This is a genomic window from Streptomyces sp. NPDC002779 (assembly GCF_042888685.1).
Classification (GTDB): Bacteria; Actinomycetota; Actinomycetes; order Streptomycetales; family Streptomycetaceae; genus Streptomyces.
Genome location: NZ_JBIAQC010000016.1, coordinates 111,542 through 132,061 on the forward strand (window position 1 = coordinate 111,542; position 20,520 = coordinate 132,061).

Here is a 20,520-nt window from a genome sequence, read left to right on the forward strand (position 1 = left end):
GGCTGATCATTGGTGGACGGGACGGGGGCTGCGCCCGGCGTCGTCCGTGAACAGTTTATCGGTCGCGCTCACCCGCGGGCCCACCCGTCTCGCCTCTCGGGAGCGCTGTGACCTGCGGCACGGGCATTCTGCCCAATCCTCTGTGGCCTTGGCCAGGGGCGCCACGCCCCAATGTGCGCGGTTTCGCAGGCCCTGCGGCGAATGCGACGGTCAGTCGAGCCGGACGGCCACCAGATCCCACACGGTTTCGGCCAGCGCTTCCTTGGGGCCGTAGGGGACCGGCGTCTCGGTGCCGTCGGCGCCCAGCACCACGGCCTCGTTCTCCTCGGCGCCGAAGGTCTTGCGCTCCCCCACCTCGTTCACCACCAGCAGGTCGCAGCCCTTGCGCGCCAGCTTGGTGCGGCCGTTGGCCAGCACGTCGTCGGTCTCGGCGGCGAAGCCGACGACCACCTGGCCGGGGCGGGCCCGGTCGGCGGAGATCTCCGCGAGGATGTCCGGATTCCGCACCAGGACGATCGGGTCCGGGTCCTGGCCGTCCTTCTTCTTGATCTTCCCGGCGGCGTAATCGGCCGGCCGGAAGTCCGCGACCGCCGCGGCCATGACCACCGCGTCGGCGTCGGCGGCCGCCTTCAGCACCGCCTCCCGCAGCTGTACGGCCGTACCGACCTGGACGACGTCCACGCCCGCCGGGTCCGGCAGCCCGGTGTTGGCGGCGATCAGCGTGACCCGGGCACCGCGCGCGGCGGCGGTGCGGGCGAGGGCGTAGCCCTGCTTGCCGGAGGAGCGGTTGCCGAGGAAACGGACCGGGTCGAGGGGCTCGCGGGTGCCGCCGGCGCTGACCACGACGTGCCGCCCGGTGAGGTCGGGCTCGGTGACGCCCCGGGCCAGCACCCGGCGGCAGACCTCGTAGATCTCCGCGGGGTCCGGCAGCCGGCCCTTGCCGGTGTCGACGCCGGTGAGGCGGCCGACGGCGGGCTCGATGACGACGGCGCCCCGGCGGCGCAGGGTCGCCACGTTCTCCTGGGTGGCCGGGTGCTCCCACATCTCGGTATGCATGGCGGGGGCGAACACGACCGGGCAGCGGGCGGTGAGCAGGGTGTTGGTCAGCAGGTCGTCGGCGAGGCCGTGTGCCGCCTTGGCGAGCAGGTCCGCGGTGGCCGGGGCGACCACCACCAGGTCGGCGTGCTGGCCGATGCGGACGTGCGGCACCACGTGGACGTCGTCCCACACCTCGGTCGAGACGGGGTTGCCGGACAGGGCCGACCAGGTGGCGGCGCCGACGAAGTGCAGCGCGGAGGAGGTGGGCACCACACGGACGTCATGTCCCGACTCGGTCAGCCTGCGCAGCAGCTCACAGGCCTTGTACGCGGCGATGCCACCGCTGACCCCCAGCACGACCCTCGGCTTGTCCACGGTCTCTCCCCGGCTCGGAAACGCTCGGAACACGTACAACCCCATGACACACCACAGGCCCGGCAGCATGACTGCCGGGCCTGTGGAAAAGACTGCTGCAAGCAGGAAATATTACTGCGCCGGGCCCTCGACGGCCTCGGACGTCAGCAGCCCCGCGTTGATCTCCCGGAGGGCGATCGAGAGCGGCTTCTCGTGGACGTGGGTGTCGACGAGCGGACCGACGTACTCGAGGAGGCCCTCGCCGAGCTGCGAGTAGTACGCGTTGATCTGGCGGGCCCGCTTGGCCGCGTAGATCACGAGGCTGTACTTCGAGTCGGTGGCCTCGAGGAGCTCGTCGATCGGCGGGTTGATGATGCCCTCGGGCGCGGAGATGGAAGAGGACACGCTCTACCTTCCGATGGATGGGAAAGATTAAGTCAGGCGATCAGAGACGATCACACAACGTCCATCAAGGCTAGCAGCTCGCGCGCCACGTCCTCGACGGAGGTGTTGACCAGGGTCTCGTCGAACTCCCGCTCGGCGGCCAGTTCGACCTTCGCCGCCTGGAGCCGGCGCTCGATCACCTCGGGCGGCTCGGTGCCGCGGCCGGTGAGCCTGCGCACCAGCTCCTCCCAGGAGGGAGGAGCCAGGAACACCAGATGAGCCTCTTCCATGGAGTCGCGGACCTGCCGGGCGCCCTGGAGGTCGATCTCCAGCAGGACGGGCTCGCCCGCCTCCAGGCGCTCCAGCACGGCCGCGCGCGGTGTGCCGTAGCGGTTGCCCGCGAACTCGGCCCACTCCAGCAGCTCGCCGTTGGCGATCAGCTTGTCCATCTCCTCGTCGGTGACGAAGAAGTAGTGGACTCCGTGCTTCTCGCCGGGTCGGGGCTTGCGGGTCGTCGCCGACACCGAGAGCCAGACCTCGGGGTGTTCCTTGCGCATATGGGCGACGACCGTGCTCTTGCCGACCCCAGAGGGGCCGGAGAGCACGGTCAGCCGCGGACGTTCACTCATGCAGCGATTATTCCAGCAATCCCGGGGTGCCCGGGACTCCCTTCCCGGCAGTGCCCGGGATCAGGAGCCGGTGCTGCCGAACTCACGCTCCAGGGAAGCGATCTGGTTGGAGCCGAGGCCACGCACACGGCGGCTCTCGGAGATACCGAGTCGCTCCATGATCTGCTTGGCGCGGACCTTGCCCACGCCCGGCAGCGACTCAAGAAGGGCGGAGACCTTCATCTTGCCGATGACGTCGTTCTCCTGGCCCTGCTTGATGACCTCGTGAAGGGAGGCGCCGGAGTGCTTGAGTCGATTCTTGACCTCGGCCCGCTCCCGGCGAGCCGCGGCGGCCTTTTCGAGCGCGGCTGCGCGCTGTTCAGGGGTAAGGGGCGGAAGAGCCACGCCTACGTCACCTCGGATGTTGACTGTCGGATACGGACCGGTGAGGAACCTAGTCGCCCCACACCTGCGGAGTACGAGCAACACGCTTGCCCGTTCTCTGCTCGGAGACTAGCGGGCAAGTCCGCCAGAGTCAGCGAGAACAGCGGAAAAGTCCTGGTCAGCCTCCGTCAGGACGGACATTTAAGACATATTGCCCTGGATTTGAGGATGTATTCAGACTCAAGTCGACCCGCGGTCACTCATCGGCGGACTCGAACAAGCGTCTAAATACTGCCGATCAACCGTCTAAATACTCCCGATCGGCGTGCCCGCTGGGACTCACCCGGCGGTCACGGCCGCCCGGATCTCCTCCGCGAACCGCTCGGCGGACGCGCGCAGCGCCCCGACGTCGGGACCGTGCCGCAGCACCCCCCGGCTTACGTTCGGCACCACATTTCGCACCGCCGCCCCGAAGACCCGGGGAAGGTCGGCCGCAGTGGCCCCCTGGGCGCCGATGCCGGGCGCCAGGAGCGGGCCGTTGATCCTCAGGTCGTAGGAGGACAGATCGCCGAGCGTGGCGCCGACGACCGCCCCGAAGGAGCCGAGCGGCTCCTCCCCCTCGTTCTCGGCGGCCAGGTGGGCCAGCATCGTCGCGCCGACGTTCCGGCCGTCCGCGCGGATCGCGTGCTGGACCTCGCCGCCCTCCGGGTTGGAGGTCAGCGCCAGCACGAACAGCCCCGCGCCGCTCTCCCGCGCCAGCGCCACGGCGGGCGAGAGCGAGCCGTAGCCGAGGTACGGCGAGACGGTCAGCGCGTCCGAGAACAGCGGGGAGTCCTTGCGCAGGAAGGACTCGGCGTACGCGGCCATGGTCGAGCCGATGTCGCCGCGCTTGGCGTCCATGACGACCAGCGCCCCGGCCGCCCGCGCCTCCTCCACCGACTTCTCCAGCACGGCGATCCCGCGCGAGCCGAAGCGCTCGAAGAACGCGCTCTGCGGCTTCAGGACGGCGACCCGGTCGGCCATGGCCTCGACGACGGTACGGCTGAAGCGCTCCAGCCCCGCGAGGTCGTCGTCCAGGCCCCACTCCGAGAGCAGTGAGGCGTGCGGGTCGATGCCGACGCAGAGCGGGCCCCGCTCGTCCATGGCACGGCGCAGCCGCGCGCCGAAGGGTTCCTGGGTCATGCGGCCTTCCTCACGTCGGCGCCGACCGCGTCGGCGAGAGTGGCGTACGGGCTGGTGCGCAGGCGGGCGGCGAGGCCCTTGTGGATCGCGCGGCCCCAGAAGGGCCCCTCGTAGACGAAGGCGCTGTATCCCTGGACCAGCGTGGCGCCGGCCAGGATGCGCTGCCAGGCGTCCTCGGCGTTCTCAATGCCGCCGACGCCCACCAGGGTGATGCGGTCGCCCACGCGCGCGTAGAGCCGCCGCAGCACCTCCAGGGAGCGGGCCTTGAGCGGGGCGCCGGACAGTCCGCCGGCCTCCTTGACCAGGGCGGGCTCGGAGGTCAGACCGAGGCCCTCGCGCGCGATGGTGGTGTTGGTGGCGATGATCCCGTCCAGGCCGAGCTCGACCGCGAGGTCGGCGACGGCGTCGATGTCCTCGTCGGCGAGGTCCGGAGCGATCTTGACCAGGAGCGGGACGCGGCGCGTGGTGACCGTGCGGTCGGCGGCCTCGCGCACGGCGCTCAGCAGCGGGCGCAGCGCCTCGGTGGCCTGGAGGTTGCGCAGCCCCGGCGTGTTCGGCGAGGAGACGTTCACGACGAGGTAGTCGGCGTACGGCGCCAGCCGCTCGGTCGACTTCACGTAGTCACCGGCCGCCTCGGCCTCGGGCACCACCTTGGTCTTGCCGATGTTCACGCCCACGACCGTCCTGAAGACCGGGTTGCGGGAGGCCAGCCGGGCGGCGACGGCCAGCGAGCCCTCGTTGTTGAAGCCCATGCGGTTGATCAGCGCCCGGTCCGGTACGAGCCGGAACAGCCGCTTCTTGGGGTTGCCGGGCTGCGCCTCCCCGGTCACGGTGCCGATCTCGACGTGGTCGAAGCCGAGCATCGACATGCCGTCGATGGCGACCGCGTTCTTGTCGAAGCCGGCGGCGAGCCCGAAGGGCCCGTGCATCCGCAGCCCGAAGGCCTCGGTGCGCAGCTCCTTGTGGCGGGGCGCGAGCGCGGCGGCGATGAACGTGCGCAGCACCGGGACGCGCACGGCGAGCCGGATCCAGCGGAAGGCCAGGTAGTGCGCCCGCTCGGGATCCATCCGCTTGAAGACGAGGTTGAAGAAGATCTTGTACATGGTCCTCACCAGGAATGTGGTGTCCGCACCAGGAAGGGGTGTCCGGTGTCCTCACCAAGAGGGGGACACCGTTTCCGGTGTCCCCCTCAGGGCTGCTAGCCGCGGGCCGCGGTCAGGTGCTCGGCGTGTTCCTGGAGCGAGCGGACGCCCACGTCGCCGTGGTTGAGGGCGTCGATGCCCTGCACCGCGGCGGCCAGCGCCTGCACGGTCGTCAGGCAGGGCACGGACCGCGCCACGGCGGCCGTACGGATCTCGTAGCCGTCCAGGCGGCCGCCCGTGCCGTAGGGGGTGTTGACGATGAGGTTGACCTCGCCGTCGTGGATGAGCTGGACGATGGTCTTCTCGCCGTTCGGGCCGGTGCCCTCGGACTGCTTGCGCACCACGGTGGCGTTGATGCCGTTGCGCTTGAGGACCTCGGCGGTGCCGGAGGTGGCGAGCAGCTCGAAGCCGTGCGCGACCAGTTCACGGGCCGGGAAGATCACCGAGCGCTTGTCGCGGTTGGCCACCGAGATGAAGGCGCGGCCCTTGGTGGGCAGCGGGCCGTACGCGCCCGCCTGCGACTTGGCGTACGCCGTGCCGAAGACGGAGTCGATGCCCATGACCTCGCCGGTGGAGCGCATCTCCGGGCCGAGGACGGTGTCGACACCGCGGCCGTGGATGTCGCGGAAGCGCGACCACGGCATGACGGCCTCCTTGACGGAGATCGGCGCGTCCAGCGGCAGCTCGCCGCCGTCCCCGGTGCGCGGCAGCAGCCCCTCGGCCCGCAGCTCGGCGACGGTCGCACCGAGCGAGATCCGGGCGGCGGCCTTCGCCAGCGGCACCGCGGTCGCCTTCGAGGTGAAGGGGACCGTACGGGACGCGCGCGGGTTGGCCTCCAGGACGTAGAGGATGTCACCCGCCATCGCGAACTGGATGTTGATCAGGCCGCGGACGCCGACGCCGCGGGCGATGGCCTCCGTGGACGCCCGGAGCCGCTTGATGTCGAAGCCGCCGAGGGTGATCGGGGGCAGCGCGCACGCGGAGTCGCCGGAGTGGATGCCGGCCTCCTCGATGTGCTCCATCACGCCGCCGAGGTAGAGCTCCTCGCCGTCGTAGAGCGCGTCCACGTCGATCTCGATCGCGTCGTCCAGGAAGCGGTCGACGAGGACCGGCCGGGTCGGGCTGATCTCGGTCGACTCGGCGATGTAGGACGACAGCCGGGTCTCGTCGTAGACGATCTCCATGCCGCGCCCGCCGAGGACGTACGACGGCCGCACGAGGACCGGGTAGCCGATCTCGTCGGCGATGGCCTTGGCCTCGGCGAAGGTGGTGGCGGTGCCGTGCTTGGGCGCCGGGAGGCCGGCCTCCTTGAGGACGCGGCCGAAGGCACCGCGGTCCTCGGCGGCGTGGATCGCCTCCGGGGACGTACCGACGACCTTGACGCCGTTGTCCTTCAACGCCTGCGCCAGGCCCAGCGGCGTCTGCCCGCCGAGCTGCACGACGACGCCCGCGATCGGACCGGCCTTCGCCTCCGCGTGGACGATCTCCAGCACGTCTTCCAGCGTCAGAGGCTCGAAGTACAGGCGGTCGGAGGTGTCGTAGTCGGTGGAGACGGTCTCCGGGTTGCAGTTGACCATCACGGTCTCGTACCCGGCGTCGCTCAGCGCGAAGGAGGCGTGGACGCAGGAGTAGTCGAACTCGATGCCCTGGCCGATCCGGTTGGGGCCGGAGCCGAGGATGATCACCGCGGGCTTCTCGCGCGGGGCGACCTCGGTCTCCTCGTCGTAGGAGGAGTAGAAGTACGGCGTCTTCGCGGCGAACTCGGCGGCGCAGGTGTCGACCGTCTTGTAGACCGGGCGGATGCCGAGCGCGTGCCGCACCTCGCGGACGACGTCCTCGCGCAGGCCGCGGATCTCGCCGATCTGCTGGTCGGAGAAGCCGTGCCGCTTGGCCTCGGCGAGCAGCTCGGGGGTCAGCTCGGGCGCCTCGGCGAGCTCGTCGGCGATCTCCTTGATCAGGAAGAGCTGGTCGACGAACCAGGGGTCGATCTTCGTGTACGCGAAGACCTCCTCGGCCGTGGCGCCCGCGCGGATGGCCTGCATGACGGTGTTGATCCGGCCGTCGGTGGGGCGGACGGACTCCTCCAGCAGCGCGGCCTTGTCGCCGGGCTCGCCCACGAAGGTGAACTGGCTGCCCTTCTTCTCCAGCGAGCGCAGCGCCTTCTGGAACGCCTCGGTGAAGTTGCGACCGATGGCCATGGCCTCGCCGACCGACTTCATGGTGGTGGTCAGCGTGGAGTCGGCGGACGGGAACTTCTCGAAGGCGAACCGGGGGGCCTTGACGACCACGTAGTCGAGCGTGGGCTCGAAGGAGGCCGGGGTCTCCTGGGTGATGTCGTTCGGGATCTCGTCGAGGGTGTAGCCGACGGCGAGCTTGGCGGCGATCTTGGCGATCGGGAAGCCGGTCGCCTTGGAGGCGAGCGCGCTCGACCGGGACACGCGCGGGTTCATCTCGATGACGATGACCCGGCCGTCCTCGGGGTTCACCGCGAACTGGATGTTGCAGCCGCCGGTGTCGACGCCGACCTCGCGGATGATCGCGATGCCGACGTCGCGCAGCACCTGGTACTCGCGGTCGGTCAGCGTCATCGCGGGGGCGACGGTGATCGAGTCACCGGTGTGCACGCCCATGGGGTCGAAGTTCTCGATGGAGCAGACGACCACGACGTTGTCGTGCTTGTCGCGCATCAGCTCCAGCTCGTACTCCTTCCAGCCGAGGATGGACTCCTCCAGGAGCACCTCGGTGGTCGGCGAGAGCGTGAGGCCCTGCCCGGCGATGCGGCGCAGTTCCTCCTCGTCGTGGGCGAAGCCGGATCCGGCGCCGCCCATGGTGAAGGACGGGCGGACGACGACCGGGTAGCCGCCCAGGGTCTCGACGCCCTTGAGGACGTCGTCCATGGTGTGGCAGATGACCGAGCGGGCGGACTCGCCGTGGCCGATCTTCTTGCGGACCTCCTCGACGACCACCTTGAACTGGTCGCGGTCCTCGCCCTTGTGGATCGCCTCCACGTTGGCGCCGATCAGCTCGACGCCGTACTTCTCCAGGACGCCGTTCTCGTGCAGCGAGATGGCGGTGTTGAGCGCCGTCTGGCCGCCCAGGGTGGGCAGCAGGGTGTCCGGGCGCTCCTTGGCGATGATCTTCTCGACGAACTCGGGGGTGATCGGCTCGACGTAGGTGGCGTCGGCGATCTCCGGGTCGGTCATGATCGTCGCCGGGTTGGAGTTGACCAGGATGACGCGCAGGCCCTCGGCCTTGAGCACGCGGCACGCCTGCGTGCCGGAGTAGTCGAACTCGGCGGCCTGGCCGATGACGATCGGGCCGGAGCCGATGACCAGGACGGACTGGATATCGGTGCGCTTAGGCACGCTGGCCCTCCATCAAAGACGTGAAGCGGTCGAACAGGTAGGCGGCGTCGTGCGGGCCGGCCGCCGCCTCGGGGTGGTACTGGACGCTGAAGGCCGGCTTGTCGAGCAGCTGCAGGCCCTCCACCACGTTGTCGTTCAGGCAGACGTGGGAGACCTCGGCTCGGCCGAAGGGGGTGTCGGAGACCTTGTCGAGCGGGGCGTCGACGGCGAATCCGTGGTTGTGCGCGGTGACCTCGACCTTGCCGGTCGTACGGTCCTGCACGGGCTGGTTGATGCCGCGGTGGCCGTACTTCAGCTTGTACGTGCCGAAGCCGAGCGCGCGGCCCAGGATCTGATTGCCGAAGCAGATGCCGAACAGCGGGGTGCCGCGCTCCAGGACCGCCTGCATGAGGGCGACAGGGTGGTCGGCGGTGGACGGGTCGCCCGGGCCGTTGGAGAAGAACACGCCGTCGGGCCGGACCGCGTACACGTCCTCGGGGGTCGCGGTCGCCGGCAGGACGTGCACCTCGATGCCGCGCTCGGCCATCCGGTGCGGGGTCATGCCCTTGATGCCGAGGTCGATGGCGGCGACGGTGAACTTCTTCTCGCCGATCGCCGGGACGACGTACGCCTCGGTGGTGGCGACCTCTGCGGAGAGGTCGGCGCCCGTCATCTCGGGGGCCTGGCGCACCTCGGAGATCATGGTGCCCTCGTCGGGCAGGGCGTTGCCGGAGAAGATGCCGACGCGCATGGCGCCGCGCTCGCGCAGATGGCGGGTCAGCGCGCGCGTGTCGATGCCGGAGATCCCGACGACGCCCTGCCGGCGCAGCTCCTCGTCCAGCGAGCGCCGGGAGCGCCAGTTGGACGGCACGCGCGCGGGGTCGCGCACGACGTATCCGGCGACCCAGATCCGCTTCGACTCGGAGTCCTCGTCGTTGACGCCGGTGTTGCCCACGTGCGGGGCGGTCATCACGACGACCTGGCGGTGGTACGACGGGTCGGTGAGGGTCTCCTGGTAGCCGGTCATCCCGGTGGAGAACACGGCCTCGCCGAAGGTCACCCCCACGGCCCCGTAGGCACGGCCGCGGAAGATCCGGCCGTCCTCCAGGACGAGGACGGCGGGAACCCTGGTGGCTCCCCTGGTGGAGGTCGTCATCGTGCGCCTTCCGTGTCGTTGATCATCTGGTTCAGGGTGTCGACCCACTCGGTGTGCTCGGCCGCCGTGTCCGAGCGGAAGCCGGAGTCGATCAGGCGGTCGCCGTGCGCCCAGGTCACCACGAGCAGTCCGCCCTCGGTCAGGACCTTGCCGGCGATGCCTTTGTCGAGCCGGGCCTCGCGCAGCTGCCCGGCCGGGACGAAGAAGTCGCTCGCCCCGGGGCGTACGACGTCCAGGCCCGCCTCCGTCAGCGTGAGCTCGACCCGGCTGCGGGTGCCCAGGCCGTGCGCCACGATGCGGTCGAGCCACTGCCCGGCGGTCGTGGAGCCGTGGTACCGGCCGCTCATCGTCAGTGTGGCCTCACCCGGCTCGGACGGCGCGCCGGGCAGCTCGGGCAGGTCGCCCTGGAGGGTGCCGCGCCATTTCCAGCCCTCGCGCATCAGCCAGTAGACGAGCGCGACGAAGAGGGCCAGTCCGACGAGCCAGCCGATCCGGGCGGCCCAGTCGGTCACCTCGGCCGACTTCTGTTCGGCGAGCAGAGTTACAGGTGTCACGTGAGCTTCCCGTCGACGAGCGTGGCCTTGCCCCGGAGCCACGTGTGCGTCACACGGCCCGGCAGCTCACGCCCCTGGTACGGAGTGTTGCGGCTGCGCGAGGCGAAGCCCGCGGGGTCCACGGACCCACGGTATTCCGTGTCGACGAGCGTGAGGTTGGCGGGCTCACCAGCCGAGACGGGGCGGCCGTGGCCCGTCGCCCGCCCGATCTCGGCGGGCTTGACGGACATGCGCTCGGCGACCCCGGCCCAGGTGAGGAGCCCGGTCTCCACCATGGTCTCCTGGACCACTGACAACGCGGTCTCCAGGCCGACCATGCCCATGGCGGCCGCGGCCCACTCGCAGTCCTTGTCCTCGTGCGGGTGCGGGGCGTGGTCGGTGGCGACGATGTCGATCGTGCCGTCGGCGAGCGCCTCGCGCAGCGCCAGGACGTCACGCTCGGTGCGCAGCGGCGGGTTGACCTTGTAGACCGGGTTGTACGTCCGCACCAGCTCGTCGGTGAGCAGGAGGTGGTGCGGGGTGACCTCGGCGGTGACGTCGATGCCGCGGGACTTGGCCCAGCGCACGATCTCGACGGACCCGGCGGTCGACAGGTGGCAGATGTGGACGCGGGAGCCGACGTGCTCGGCGAGCAGGACGTCCCGGGCGATGATCGACTCCTCGGCCACCGCGGGCCAGCCCCCGAGTCCCAGCTCGGCGGAGACGACGCCCTCGTTCATCTGGGCGCCCTCGGTCAGCCGCGGCTCCTGCGCGTGCTGCGCGACGACGCCGCCGAAGGCCTTCACGTACTCCAGCGCCCGGCGCATCATCACGGCGTCGTCGACGCACTTGCCGTCGTCGGAGAAGACGGTGACACCGGCCGCCGACTCGTGCATGGCGCCCAGCTCGGCGAGCTTCTTGCCCTCCAGGCCGACGGTGACGGCACCGATGGGCTGGACGTCGCAGTAGCCGTGCTCCTGGCCGAGCCGGTAGACCTGCTCGACCACGCCGGCGGTGTCGGCGACGGGGAAGGTGTTGGCCATGGCGAACACGGCGGTGTAGCCACCGCCGGCCGCCGCGCGCGTGCCGGTCAGGACGGTCTCGGAGTCCTCGCGCCCGGGCTCGCGCAGATGCGTGTGCAGATCGACCAGGCCCGGCAGCAGCACCTTGCCGGCCGCCTCGACGACCTCGGCGCCCTCCGCGCTCAGACCGGTGCCCACCTCGGCGATGGTCGCACCGTCGATCAGGACGTCCTGCGGCTCGCCGCCGAGCACCTTCGCACCACGGATCAGGATCTTGCTCATCTGTCTTACTTCTCCTCGATGCGGGTGTGGCTGACGGCGGGCTGGTTGCCGCCCAGCAGCAGGTACAGGACGGCCATCCGGATGGAGACTCCGTTTGCGACCTGCTCGACGACGGTGCAGCGCTCGGAGTCGGCGACCTCGGCGGTGATCTCCATGCCGCGCACCATCGGCCCGGGGTGCATCACGATGGCGTGCTCGGGCATCTTGGCCATGCGGTCGCCGTCGAGGCCGTAGCGGCGCGAGTACTCGCGCTCGGTGGGGAAGAACGCGGCGTTCATGCGCTCCCGCTGGACGCGGAGCATCATCACGGCGTCGGACTTGGGGAGCACGGCGTCCAGGTCGTACGACACCTCGCACGGCCAGGTGCCGACGCCGACCGGGACCAGGGTGGGCGGGGCGACCAGGGTGACCTCGGCGCCGAGGGTGTGCAGCAGGTCGACGTTGGAGCGGGCGACCCGGCTGTGCAGGACGTCGCCGACCAGCGTGATCCGCTTGCCGGCCAGGTCCTGGCCGATCCCGGCGTCCCGGCCGACGAGCCGGCGGCGCATGGTGAAGGCGTCCAGCAGGGCCTGGGTGGGGTGCTGGTGGGTGCCGTCACCGGCGTTGATGACGACCGCGTCGATCCACCCGGAGTTGGCGAGCCGGTACGGCGCTCCGGAGGCGCCGTGCCGGATGACCACGGCGTCGACGCCCATGGCCTCCAGGGTCTGGGCGGTGTCCTTGAGGGACTCGCCCTTGGAGACGCTGGATCCCTTGGCCGAGAAGTTGATGACGTCCGCGGACAGGCGCTTCTCGGCGGCCTCGAAGGAGATACGCGTGCGCGTGGAGTCCTCGAAGAAGAGGTTCACGATGGTGCGGCCGCGCAGGGTCGGCAGCTTCTTGATGGGCCGGTCGGCCACCCGGGCCATCTCCTCGGCGGTGTCGAGGATCTGGACGGCGTCGTCGCGGGTGAGATCGGCGGCCGAGATGAGATGACGCTGCATCTGTCAGGCTCCGTAAGGCAGTTCAGGTATCGGGAGATTCCGGGCAGGCGAGGGCGCACCGACAGGGCGTACGCGGTCCGGCTGCTACGAGGTCGGCTTCACACCGAGCAGCACGGTGTCGCGACCGTCCTCCTCGGTGAGCTGGACCTTGACCGTCTCCCGCAACGACGTGGGGAGGTTCTTGCCGACGTAGTCGGCGCGGATGGGCAGTTCGCGGTGGCCGCGGTCGACGAGCACGGCGAGCTGCACGGCGCGGGGGCGGCCGAGGTCGTTCAGCGCGTCGAGGGCGGCACGGATGGTGCGGCCGGAGAAGAGCACGTCGTCGACGAGGACGACCAGCCGGCCGTCGAGCCCGTCACCGGGGATCTCCGTACGGGCGAGCGCGCGCGGCGGGTGCATGCGCAGGTCGTCGCGGTACATGGTGATGTCGAGCGAGCCGACCGGGATCTTGCCGCCGGTGATCTCTTCGAGCTTCTCGGCCAGCCGCCGGGCGAGGAAGACGCCCCGGGTGGGAATGCCGAGGAGCACCACGTCGTCGGCGCCCTTGGCGCGTTCGACGATCTCGTGGGCGATGCGGGTCAGTACCCGCGCGATGTCGGGGCCCTCGAGAACGGGCCGCGCATCGGACGCTTGCGTGTCCATGGGAAAAGGACCTCCTTCTCCGCCTCACGGGACGGACCTTAAAGGACGTCGGGTTTGCGTCATCCACCGTAGCAGGCCGGGAACCGGACTCGGATCACCCCCTTGGCCCAACCGACCGCCGCGACCACGGAAGAGTCGGTGTGGACCATTCGGCTTGACGCACGAGAGTCACGCTGCGTAACCTCACAGTGAGTTACCAGCCGCGCGGCAGGAAGACGGCCGGCCGCGTCGACACAGTGTCCGGGGAGCTATATGTCCAGCGAATACGCCAAACAGCTCGGGGCCAAGCTCCGGGCCATCCGCACCCAGCAGGGCCTTTCCCTCCACGGTGTCGAGGAGAAGTCCCAGGGACGCTGGAAGGCCGTGGTGGTCGGTTCGTACGAGCGCGGCGACCGTGCCGTGACCGTGCAGCGCCTTGCCGAGCTGGCGGATTTCTACGGCGTTCCGGTGCAGGAGCTGCTGCCCGGCACCACGCCGGGCGGGGCCGCCGAGCCGCCGCCGAAGCTGGTCCTGGACCTGGAGCGGCTGGCCCACGTGCCGGCCGAGAAGGCGGGCCCCCTCCAGCGCTACGCCGCGACGATCCAGTCGCAGCGCGGTGACTACAACGGCAAGGTGCTCTCGATCCGCCAGGACGACCTGCGCACACTCGCCGTCATCTACGACCAGTCCCCCTCGGTCCTCACCGAGCAGCTGATCAGCTGGGGCGTGCTGGACGCCGACGCCCGCCGCGCGGTGTCCCACGAGGACAGCTGAACGCTCCGCGGGTTGAGCAGAAACGTAACGCCGGGGTGGTAGGAGCTATGTGGCTCCCGCCACCCCGGCGGTGTTTTCCGTGTTCCGGCGCGGTGACGACTCCGGCCACGGCAACGCCGGGCAGGGGCGCGGGGAACTGCGCGACCAGCCACGGACCACCGCCGGGCCGCAAGCGGCGGCACCACCCCGCCCCCCTGGGCGCACGAACGCCGGGGGCCCGCAGCAAGCGCGCTGCAGGCCCCCGGCGTTCGTCGTACCGCCGCCTACGCCTCCCGGCGCAGCGTCGGCTTGAGCTCCTTCAGACGGCCGAGGAGGCCGTTCACGAACGAGGGCGACTCGTCCGTGGAGAACTCCTTGGCCAGCTGCACCATCTCGTCGAGCACGACGGCGTCCGGGGTCTCGTCGACCCAGATCAGCTCGTAGGCGCCGAGCCGCAGGATGTTGCGGTCCACGACCGGCATCCGGTCCAGCGTCCAGCCGACCGAGTACTGCGCGAGCAGCTCGTCGATCCGGCGCGCGTGCTCCGCGTAGCCCTCGACGAGCTGCATCGTGTACTCGCTCACCGGCGGCTGGCGGGTGTCGGCGTGGGAGAGCCGGACCCAGTCCGCGAGGACCGTCAGGACGTCGGCGTCGCGCTGGTCGCCCTCGAAGAGGATCTGGAAGGCGCGCTTGCGGGCCGTGTTGCGGGCAGCCACGGTTAGCTGTTCACCCGGCCGAGGTAGTCGCTCGTGCGGGTGTCGACCTTGATCTTCTCACCGGTGGTGATGAAGAGCGGGACGTTGATCTGGTGGCCGGTCTCCAGGATGGCGGGCTTGGTGCCACCGGTGGAGCGGTCGCCCTGGACGCCCGGCTCGGTCTCCTGGATGACGAGCTCGACAGCGGCCGGCAGCTCGACGAAGAGCACCTCGCCCTCGTGCTGCGCGACGGTGGCGGTGAAGCCCTCGATCAGGAAGTTGGCGGCGTCGCCGACGGCCTTGCGGTCGACCATCAGCTGGTCGTAGGTCTCCATGTCCATGAAGACGAAGTACTCGCCGTCCATGTACGAGAACTGCATGTCGCGCTTGTCGACAGTGGCCGTCTCGACCTTGACACCGGCGTTGAACGTCTTGTCGACGACCTTGCCGGAGAGCACGTTCTTGAGCTTGGTGCGCACGAAGGCCGGGCCCTTGCCGGGCTTGACGTGCTGGAACTCGACGACGGACCAGAGCTGGCCGCCTTCGAGCTTGAGCACCATGCCGTTCTTGAGGTCGTTCGTGGAAGCCACGGTTGCGGAATCTCCTGGACTGACGTGGACGACCCCGGCGCACGCACTCCTACAGCGCGAGCAGCTCCTTGGTCGTGATGGTGAGTAGCTCGGGTCCGCCGTCCGCCTCGGGGCGGACGACGAGCGTGTCATCGATCCGGACGCCGCCCCGGCCCGGGAGGTGAACCCCCGGTTCGACGGTGACCGGCACGCAAGCGTCCAGTTTACCCATGGCCGCGGGAGCCAACTGCGGGTCCTCGTCGATTTCGAGTCCGACGCCATGGCCGGTGAGCGGTGGCAGCCCCTCCGCATGCCCCGCGGAGTCCAGCACCTGGCGGGCCGCCCGGTCCACGTCGCGGTAGGCGGCGCCGGGTGCCAGGCTCTCCCGGCCGGCGCGCTGAGCGGCGAAGACGAGGTCGTACAGCTCGATCTGCCAGTCGGCCGGCGAGGTGCCGATGACGAAGGTGCGGCCGATCTCGCAGCGGTAGCCGCGGTAGGTGGCGCCCAGGCAGACGGAGAGAAAGTCGCCCTCTTCGACCCGTCGGTCGGTGGGCCGGTGGCCGCGGCGGCCGGAGTTCGGGCCGGTGGCCACAGAGGTCGGGAAGGCGGGGCCGTCGGCCCCGTGGTCGACGAGCCGGCGCTCCAGCTCCAGGGCGAGATGCCGCTCGGTGCGGCCGACGAGGATGGACTCCAGGAGCTCGCCGAGGGCCTGGTCGGCGATCTCGGCGCCGATGCGCAGACAGGAGATCTCCTCCTCGTCCTTCACCACCCTCAGCTGTTCGACGGCTCCGCCCAGCCCCGCGAGGCGCAGCCGGGGCGCGACGGAGGTGATGGCCCGGTACCGGGCGACGGTGAGGTGATGCTCCTCCACGGCCAGGGACTCGGCGCGCTGCCCTCCGGCGAGATCGGCGGCGGCCACCGCCGGATCGCCTCCGGCGCCGGGGAGCCGGTGCACGCGCAGCGCCTCGTCCGGGCGGCCCCCGGCGGGGCGGTCGTCCGGCGGGCCGGTGCACACCAGGACGTCCTCGGTACGGCCGATCAGCAGGACGGCATTCTGGGGGGCCGCGCCCGCCAGGTAGCGGACGTTGGCGGGGCGGGTGACCAGAGCGGAGTGGCTGCCGCCGGCTTGGCAGTGGTCCCGTAGACGGGATCTTCGGGTGGCGTACACCTCTGACATGACACGAGCGTAGGAGTCTTGTAGGCGCGGCGCCGGTCGGGAGGGCCGAGTGGGGGGTGGTTGCGGTTGCTGCGCCAGGTGCGGGGCTGTGGGGGCTTGTCGCGCCCGCGCGGCGGAGCCGCACATCGATACAGCCCCGCGCCCCTGGGGTGGGACCGGTCCCCTGCGCCACAAGGAGCCCTTTACCAGCTCGGTGGGCTCGCTATGGACCGGGCCAGTACGTCGTCCAGGACCTGGGCCGTCTGCTGCACGTCCATTTGGGAGTTGTCGATGATCGGCAGGCCCGAGCCGTACCAGCCCGCCATGCGGCCGTGGATGCGGGCCACCTCCTCGTCGGTGAGGCGGCGGTTGCCGGAGCGTTCCGCGTTGCGCTCCAGGACGATCTCCAGGCCCGGCAGGAGGACCACCGGCAGCAGGCCGGGGCCCACATGGCGCTTCCAGCCGCCGAGGCCGACGACCGGGCGGTCGGGGAAGACCGCGTCGTCGAGGATGCAGGAGATGCCGTTGGCCAGGAAGTTGCGGGCGGCGAAGCCGCAGGTGCGGCGGGCCAGGCGGTACTGGGCCTCGGAGTGGTCGTTCCAGCCGGTCTGGGGGTCGGCGAAGCCGGAGCGGACCCATTCGCGGACGTCGTCGAGGCTGATGTGGGCCGTGGGCACCCGACGGTGGTCGGCCCAGTACTTGGCGACGCTGGTCTTCCCGGCGCCCGCCGGGCCGATGAGCAGCACCGCGAGGGTCGTGCCGGACGGATCGGGCGCGCCCGGGGCGGGGACGGGCGGCATGGCGACCGGGCCGCCGGGGGGCAGCGGCACATGGCCGGTGGTGTCGGGGGCTGGGGGCTGCGGGACGTGCGGGGGCGTCGGCGGAACCGGGCCCGGGGGCGGCCCGGTGAAGCCGGGCGCCGGCGGGGGCACGGGGGCGGCCCCCTGGTGCGGGCCCGGGTGCGGCGGACCCGGGTGGTGTGCGGCCGGGGACCAGCCGACGGCCGGTCCGTGCCCCGGCTGGTGGGGCGGCGGCAGCGGAGAACCCACTGCGTGCTGCATCCGGTGCCACTCCATCTCGTACGGGACATTGGCGCTGGCAGCGAGGGGCGAGCCCCGCTCCCTACCGAACGGTACCGCCCCCGGCCACTGTTTGGTGAACGGCCGGGGGCGGTCCGAAGTGCCCCTGCGCACAGGGAAAATCGGGCGTACGGCGCCCCGGCGGACTTACTGGCCCACTTCTCCGTACGCGGCGAGCAGCACGGCCGGGTCCGGGCCCTCCAGGACGGTCGGCTTGGCCAGGCCGTCCAGGACGATGAAGCGGAGCAGGTCGCCGCGGGACTTCTTGTCGACCTTCATGTTCTCCACCAGCTTGGGCCACTGGTCGTAGCGGTAGTGCAGCGGAAGGCCGACCGCCTCCAGGATCGTGCGGTGCCGATCGGCGGTCGCGTCGTCGAGCCGCCCGGCCAGGCGGCCCAGTTCGGCGGCGAAGTGCATGCCGACGGCCACCGCCGCGCCGTGCCGCCACTTGTAGCGCTCGTTCTTCTCGATGGCGTGGCCGAGGGTGTGGCCGTAGTTGAGGATCTCGCGCAGGCCCGACTCCTTCAGGTCCGAGGAGACGACCTCGGCCTTCACCCGGATCGAGCGCTCGATCAGCTCGGCGGTGTGCGGTCCGGCCGGGGTGCGGGCGGCCTCGGGGTCGGACTCGATGAGGTCGAGGATCGCCGGGTCGGCGATGAAGCCGGCCTTGATGACCTCGGCGAGCCCGGAGACGTAGTCGTTGACCGGGAGGGAGTCCAGTGCGGCCAGGTCGCACAGGACACCGGCGGGCGGGTGGAAGGCGCCGACGAGGTTCTTGCCCTCGGCGGTGTTGATGCCGGTCTTGCCGCCGACGGCCGCGTCGACCATGGCGAGCACGGTCGTCGGGATGGCGATCCAGCGCACCCCGCGCAGCCAGGTCGCGGCCACGAACCCGGCGAGGTCGGTGGTGGAGCCGCCGCCGACGCCCACCACGACGTCGGTGCGGGTGAAGCCGGACTGGCCGAGCGCCTTCCAGCAGTAGGCGGCGACCTCGGCGGTCTTGGCCTCCTCGGCGTTCGGCACCTGGATGGCGACGGCGTCGAAGCCCTGCCCGGCGAGGTCGGCACGCAGCGCCTCGCCGGTCTCGGCGAGGGCCTCGGGGTGGATGACGGCGACCCGCTTGACCCGGTCACCGATCAACCCGCCGAGCTCGCCCAGGAGTTGACGGCCCACCAGAACCTCGTACGGCTCACTGCCCGCCGTGCCGCCGACCTGGATCCTGGTGACTTGGCTTGCCATGACGTCCTCCGGCCGGGGGTCCGGGGGTTGCCCCCCGGGGGATGCAGTCTTCAACTCCAGTGCGTCCAGGGCGGCTCGGGTGACTTCGTCGGGCGTACGGCCGTCGGTGGCCACGACCGCCGTGGCGATCTGCTCGTACAGATGACGGCGGGCCTCCATCAGCTCACGCCACTGCTTGCGGGGGTTGACCGCGAGCAGCGGGCGGGCGGCGTTCAGGCCGGTGCGCTTGACCGCCTCCTCGACGTCCATCGAGAGGTAGACGACCCGCAGTCCGGCCAGCGCCGTGCGCGTGTCCTCGTCCAGAATGGCGCCGCCGCCGAGCGCGAGGACGCCCTCGTGCTCGGCCAGGGCCCGCAGCACGGCCTGCTTCTCGATCGCGCGGAAGGCGGGCTCGCCCTCGTCGACGAAGATCTCGGCGATGGCCCGGCCCTGCTCGGCGACGATGTCGTCGTCGGTGTCGCGGTAGCCGACGCCGAGCCGCTCGGCGAGCAGCTGCCCGACGGTGGACTTGCCCACGCCCATCGGGCCGACGAGCACCACCACCGGGTTCACCGGATCACCAGGTTGTCGAGGTAGGAGCGCACATTGCGCCGGGTCTCGGCGACCGAGTCGCCGCCGAACTTCTCCGCCACCGCGTCCGCGAGGACGAGGGCCACCATGGCCTCGGCGACGATGCCGGCGGCCGGGACCGCGGAGACGTCGGAGCGCTGGTGGTGGGCGGCGGCGGCCTCGCCGGTGGTGACGTCCACGGTCTGCAGGGCGCGCGGCACGGTCGCGATCGGCTTCATCGCGGCCCGGACCCGCAGCAGCTCACCGGTGGTCAGACCGCCCTCGGTGCCGCCGGAGCGGCCGGAGACGCGCTTGATGCCCTCGGGGGTGTTGACGATCTCGTCGTGCGCCTTGGAGCCCGGCACCCGCGCCAGCTCGAACCCGTCGCCGAGCTCCACGCCCTTGATCGCCTGGATGCCCATGAGCGCACCGGCGAGCCGCGCGTCCAGCTTGCGGTCCCAGTGCACGTGCGAGCCGAGGCCGACGGGGACGCCGTAGGCCAGGATCTCGACCACGCCGCCGAGGGTGTCGCCGTCCTTGTGGGCCTGGTCGACCTCCGCGACCATCGCCTTCGAGGTGTCCGCGTCCAGGCAGCGCAGCGGGTCGGCGTCCAGCTTCTCGACGTCGGCCGGGGTGGGGTACACGCCCTGCGGGGCCTTCACGGAGCACAGCTCGACCACGTGGCTGACGATCTCGATGCCGGCGGTCTCCTTCACGTACGACCGCGCCACCGCGCCGAGCGCCACCCGGGCCGCCGTCTCACGCGCCGAGGCGCGCTCCAGGATCGGCCGGGCCTCGTCGAAGCCGTACTTCTGCATGCCCGCGAGGTCCGCGTGGCCGGGGCGGGGCCGGGTCAGCGGGGCGTTGCGGGCGAGCCCGGCGAGGATCTCCGGGTCGACCGGGTCGGCCGCCATGACCTGGTCCCACTTGGGCCACTCGGTGTTGCCGACCATGATCGCCACCGGGGAGCCCAGGGTGAGGCCGTGCCGGACGCCGCCGAGGAAGGTGACCTCGTCGCGCTCGAACTTCATCCGCGCACCGCGGCCATAGCCGAGCCGGCGCCGGGCCAGGTGGTCCGCCACCATCTCCGTGGTGATCGGCACGCCGGCCGGGAGGCCCTCCAGCGTCGCCACGAGTGCGGGGCCGTGGGACTCCCCCGCGGTCAGCCAGCGCAACCTGCTCAACGATGCTCCTCAGTGCTCGCGCCCTGGTACTGCCCTTCGTACGCGTGTCCTCGCGTACGGCGACGGCAAGACCAGGTGCGCGGCCCCGGCCCGCCGCTTCCGATCCTCCCACGTCCCGGTGCGGTCCCCGGCCGCCGGTCCATCAGTCGGACGCGAATGTGTCAGGCTGCTCTACCTTCTTGATCGGGTTGATCGAGCCATTCGTAGGGTTGGATCGCCCAGGGGTGCCGGGTGTGGCTATCAGGCTGCTGCCAGCTCGTGGC

At 71.0% G+C, this 20,520-nt stretch carries 19 protein-coding genes; 1 reads left to right on the forward strand and 18 read right to left on the reverse strand.

Annotated features, from left to right (window positions below; translation table 11 throughout):
• Positions 1–210: 210 nt before the first annotated feature.
• From coaBC to pyrR, 12 genes are all read right to left on the reverse strand, one after another.
• Entirely contained in the window at positions 211–1,413 is a 1,203-nt protein-coding gene (coaBC, locus tag ACFYW5_RS32355) for a bifunctional phosphopantothenoylcysteine decarboxylase/phosphopantothenate--cysteine ligase CoaBC (protein WP_389420686.1), read from the reverse strand.
• Between the two features lie 111 nt (positions 1,414–1,524).
• Positions 1,525–1,797: a DNA-directed RNA polymerase subunit omega gene (gene rpoZ / locus ACFYW5_RS32360; RefSeq protein ID WP_003988945.1), complete on the reverse strand. Its 273-nt coding sequence runs from the start codon at positions 1,795–1,797 to the stop codon at positions 1,525–1,527.
• A 50-nt stretch (positions 1,798–1,847) separates the two neighbouring features.
• Entirely contained in the window at positions 1,848–2,405 is a 558-nt protein-coding gene (gene gmk / locus ACFYW5_RS32365; protein ID WP_389420687.1) for a guanylate kinase, read from the reverse strand.
• Positions 2,406–2,465: 60 nt separating this feature from the next.
• Positions 2,466–2,789: an integration host factor gene (locus tag ACFYW5_RS32370; RefSeq protein ID WP_003977346.1), complete on the reverse strand. Its 324-nt coding sequence runs from the start codon at positions 2,787–2,789 to the stop codon at positions 2,466–2,468.
• A 318-nt stretch (positions 2,790–3,107) separates the two neighbouring features.
• Complete coding sequence (gene pyrF, locus ACFYW5_RS32375; protein ID WP_389420688.1) at positions 3,108–3,950, reverse strand: orotidine-5'-phosphate decarboxylase; 843 nt, start codon at positions 3,948–3,950, stop codon at positions 3,108–3,110.
• Positions 3,947–5,053, reverse strand: a complete 1,107-nt coding sequence (locus ACFYW5_RS32380) for a quinone-dependent dihydroorotate dehydrogenase (RefSeq protein WP_389420689.1) — start codon at positions 5,051–5,053, stop codon at positions 3,947–3,949. The genes pyrF and ACFYW5_RS32380 overlap by 4 nt, the downstream gene beginning before the upstream one ends.
• A gap of 95 nt (positions 5,054–5,148) precedes the next feature.
• Positions 5,149–8,457, reverse strand: coding sequence for a carbamoyl-phosphate synthase large subunit (gene carB / locus ACFYW5_RS32385; protein ID WP_389420690.1), 3,309 nt, complete (start codon positions 8,455–8,457; stop codon positions 5,149–5,151).
• Positions 8,450–9,592 (reverse strand): glutamine-hydrolyzing carbamoyl-phosphate synthase small subunit, encoded by a 1,143-nt coding sequence (gene carA / locus ACFYW5_RS32390; protein WP_389420691.1) that lies wholly within the window; start codon positions 9,590–9,592, stop codon positions 8,450–8,452. Before carA ends, carB begins: the two co-directional genes overlap by 8 nt.
• Positions 9,589–10,146 (reverse strand): hypothetical protein, encoded by a 558-nt coding sequence (locus ACFYW5_RS32395; protein WP_389420692.1) that lies wholly within the window; start codon positions 10,144–10,146, stop codon positions 9,589–9,591. The genes carA and ACFYW5_RS32395 overlap by 4 nt, the downstream gene beginning before the upstream one ends.
• A complete protein-coding gene (locus ACFYW5_RS32400; protein ID WP_389420693.1) occupies positions 10,143–11,429 on the reverse strand; it encodes a dihydroorotase in 1,287 nt (428 codons plus the stop codon). Before ACFYW5_RS32400 ends, ACFYW5_RS32395 begins: the two co-directional genes overlap by 4 nt.
• A 5-nt stretch (positions 11,430–11,434) precedes the next feature.
• Complete coding sequence (locus ACFYW5_RS32405; RefSeq protein WP_389420694.1) at positions 11,435–12,412, reverse strand: aspartate carbamoyltransferase catalytic subunit; 978 nt, start codon at positions 12,410–12,412, stop codon at positions 11,435–11,437.
• Between the two features lie 84 nt (positions 12,413–12,496).
• The gene (gene pyrR, locus ACFYW5_RS32410) at positions 12,497–13,054 is read right to left on the reverse strand and encodes a bifunctional pyr operon transcriptional regulator/uracil phosphoribosyltransferase PyrR (protein ID WP_351980902.1); all 558 of its coding nucleotides are present in this window, start codon (positions 13,052–13,054) and stop codon (positions 12,497–12,499) included.
• 252 nt (positions 13,055–13,306) lie between these two features.
• Between pyrR and bldD the strand changes: the two genes are divergently transcribed.
• Positions 13,307–13,807 (forward strand): transcriptional regulator BldD, encoded by a 501-nt coding sequence (bldD, locus tag ACFYW5_RS32415; protein ID WP_007380685.1) that lies wholly within the window; start codon positions 13,307–13,309, stop codon positions 13,805–13,807.
• Between the two features lie 263 nt (positions 13,808–14,070).
• On the opposite strand, the gene nusB is transcribed toward bldD, so the two are convergent.
• From nusB to aroC, 6 genes are all read right to left on the reverse strand, one after another.
• On the reverse strand, positions 14,071–14,502 hold the full coding sequence (nusB, locus tag ACFYW5_RS32420; RefSeq protein WP_389420695.1) for a transcription antitermination factor NusB: 432 nt from the start codon (positions 14,500–14,502) through the stop codon (positions 14,071–14,073).
• Between the two features lie 2 nt (positions 14,503–14,504).
• Positions 14,505–15,071 carry an elongation factor P gene (gene efp / locus ACFYW5_RS32425; RefSeq protein ID WP_328870023.1) on the reverse strand — a complete coding sequence of 189 codons (567 nt, stop codon included), beginning with the start codon at positions 15,069–15,071 and terminating at the stop codon, positions 14,505–14,507.
• A gap of 49 nt (positions 15,072–15,120) precedes the next feature.
• Entirely contained in the window at positions 15,121–16,227 is a 1,107-nt protein-coding gene (locus tag ACFYW5_RS32430; protein ID WP_389420696.1) for an aminopeptidase P family protein, read from the reverse strand.
• A 182-nt stretch (positions 16,228–16,409) separates the two neighbouring features.
• Positions 16,410–17,267: a Pro-rich N-terminal domain-containing protein gene (locus ACFYW5_RS32435; protein ID WP_389420697.1), complete on the reverse strand. Its 858-nt coding sequence runs from the start codon at positions 17,265–17,267 to the stop codon at positions 16,410–16,412.
• A gap of 165 nt (positions 17,268–17,432) precedes the next feature.
• Complete coding sequence (aroB, locus tag ACFYW5_RS32440; protein ID WP_389420703.1) at positions 17,433–19,046, reverse strand: 3-dehydroquinate synthase; 1,614 nt, start codon at positions 19,044–19,046, stop codon at positions 17,433–17,435.
• A gap of 26 nt (positions 19,047–19,072) precedes the next feature.
• Positions 19,073–20,257, reverse strand: coding sequence for a chorismate synthase (gene aroC / locus ACFYW5_RS32445; protein ID WP_389420698.1), 1,185 nt, complete (start codon positions 20,255–20,257; stop codon positions 19,073–19,075).
• Positions 20,258–20,520 lie beyond the last annotated feature (263 nt).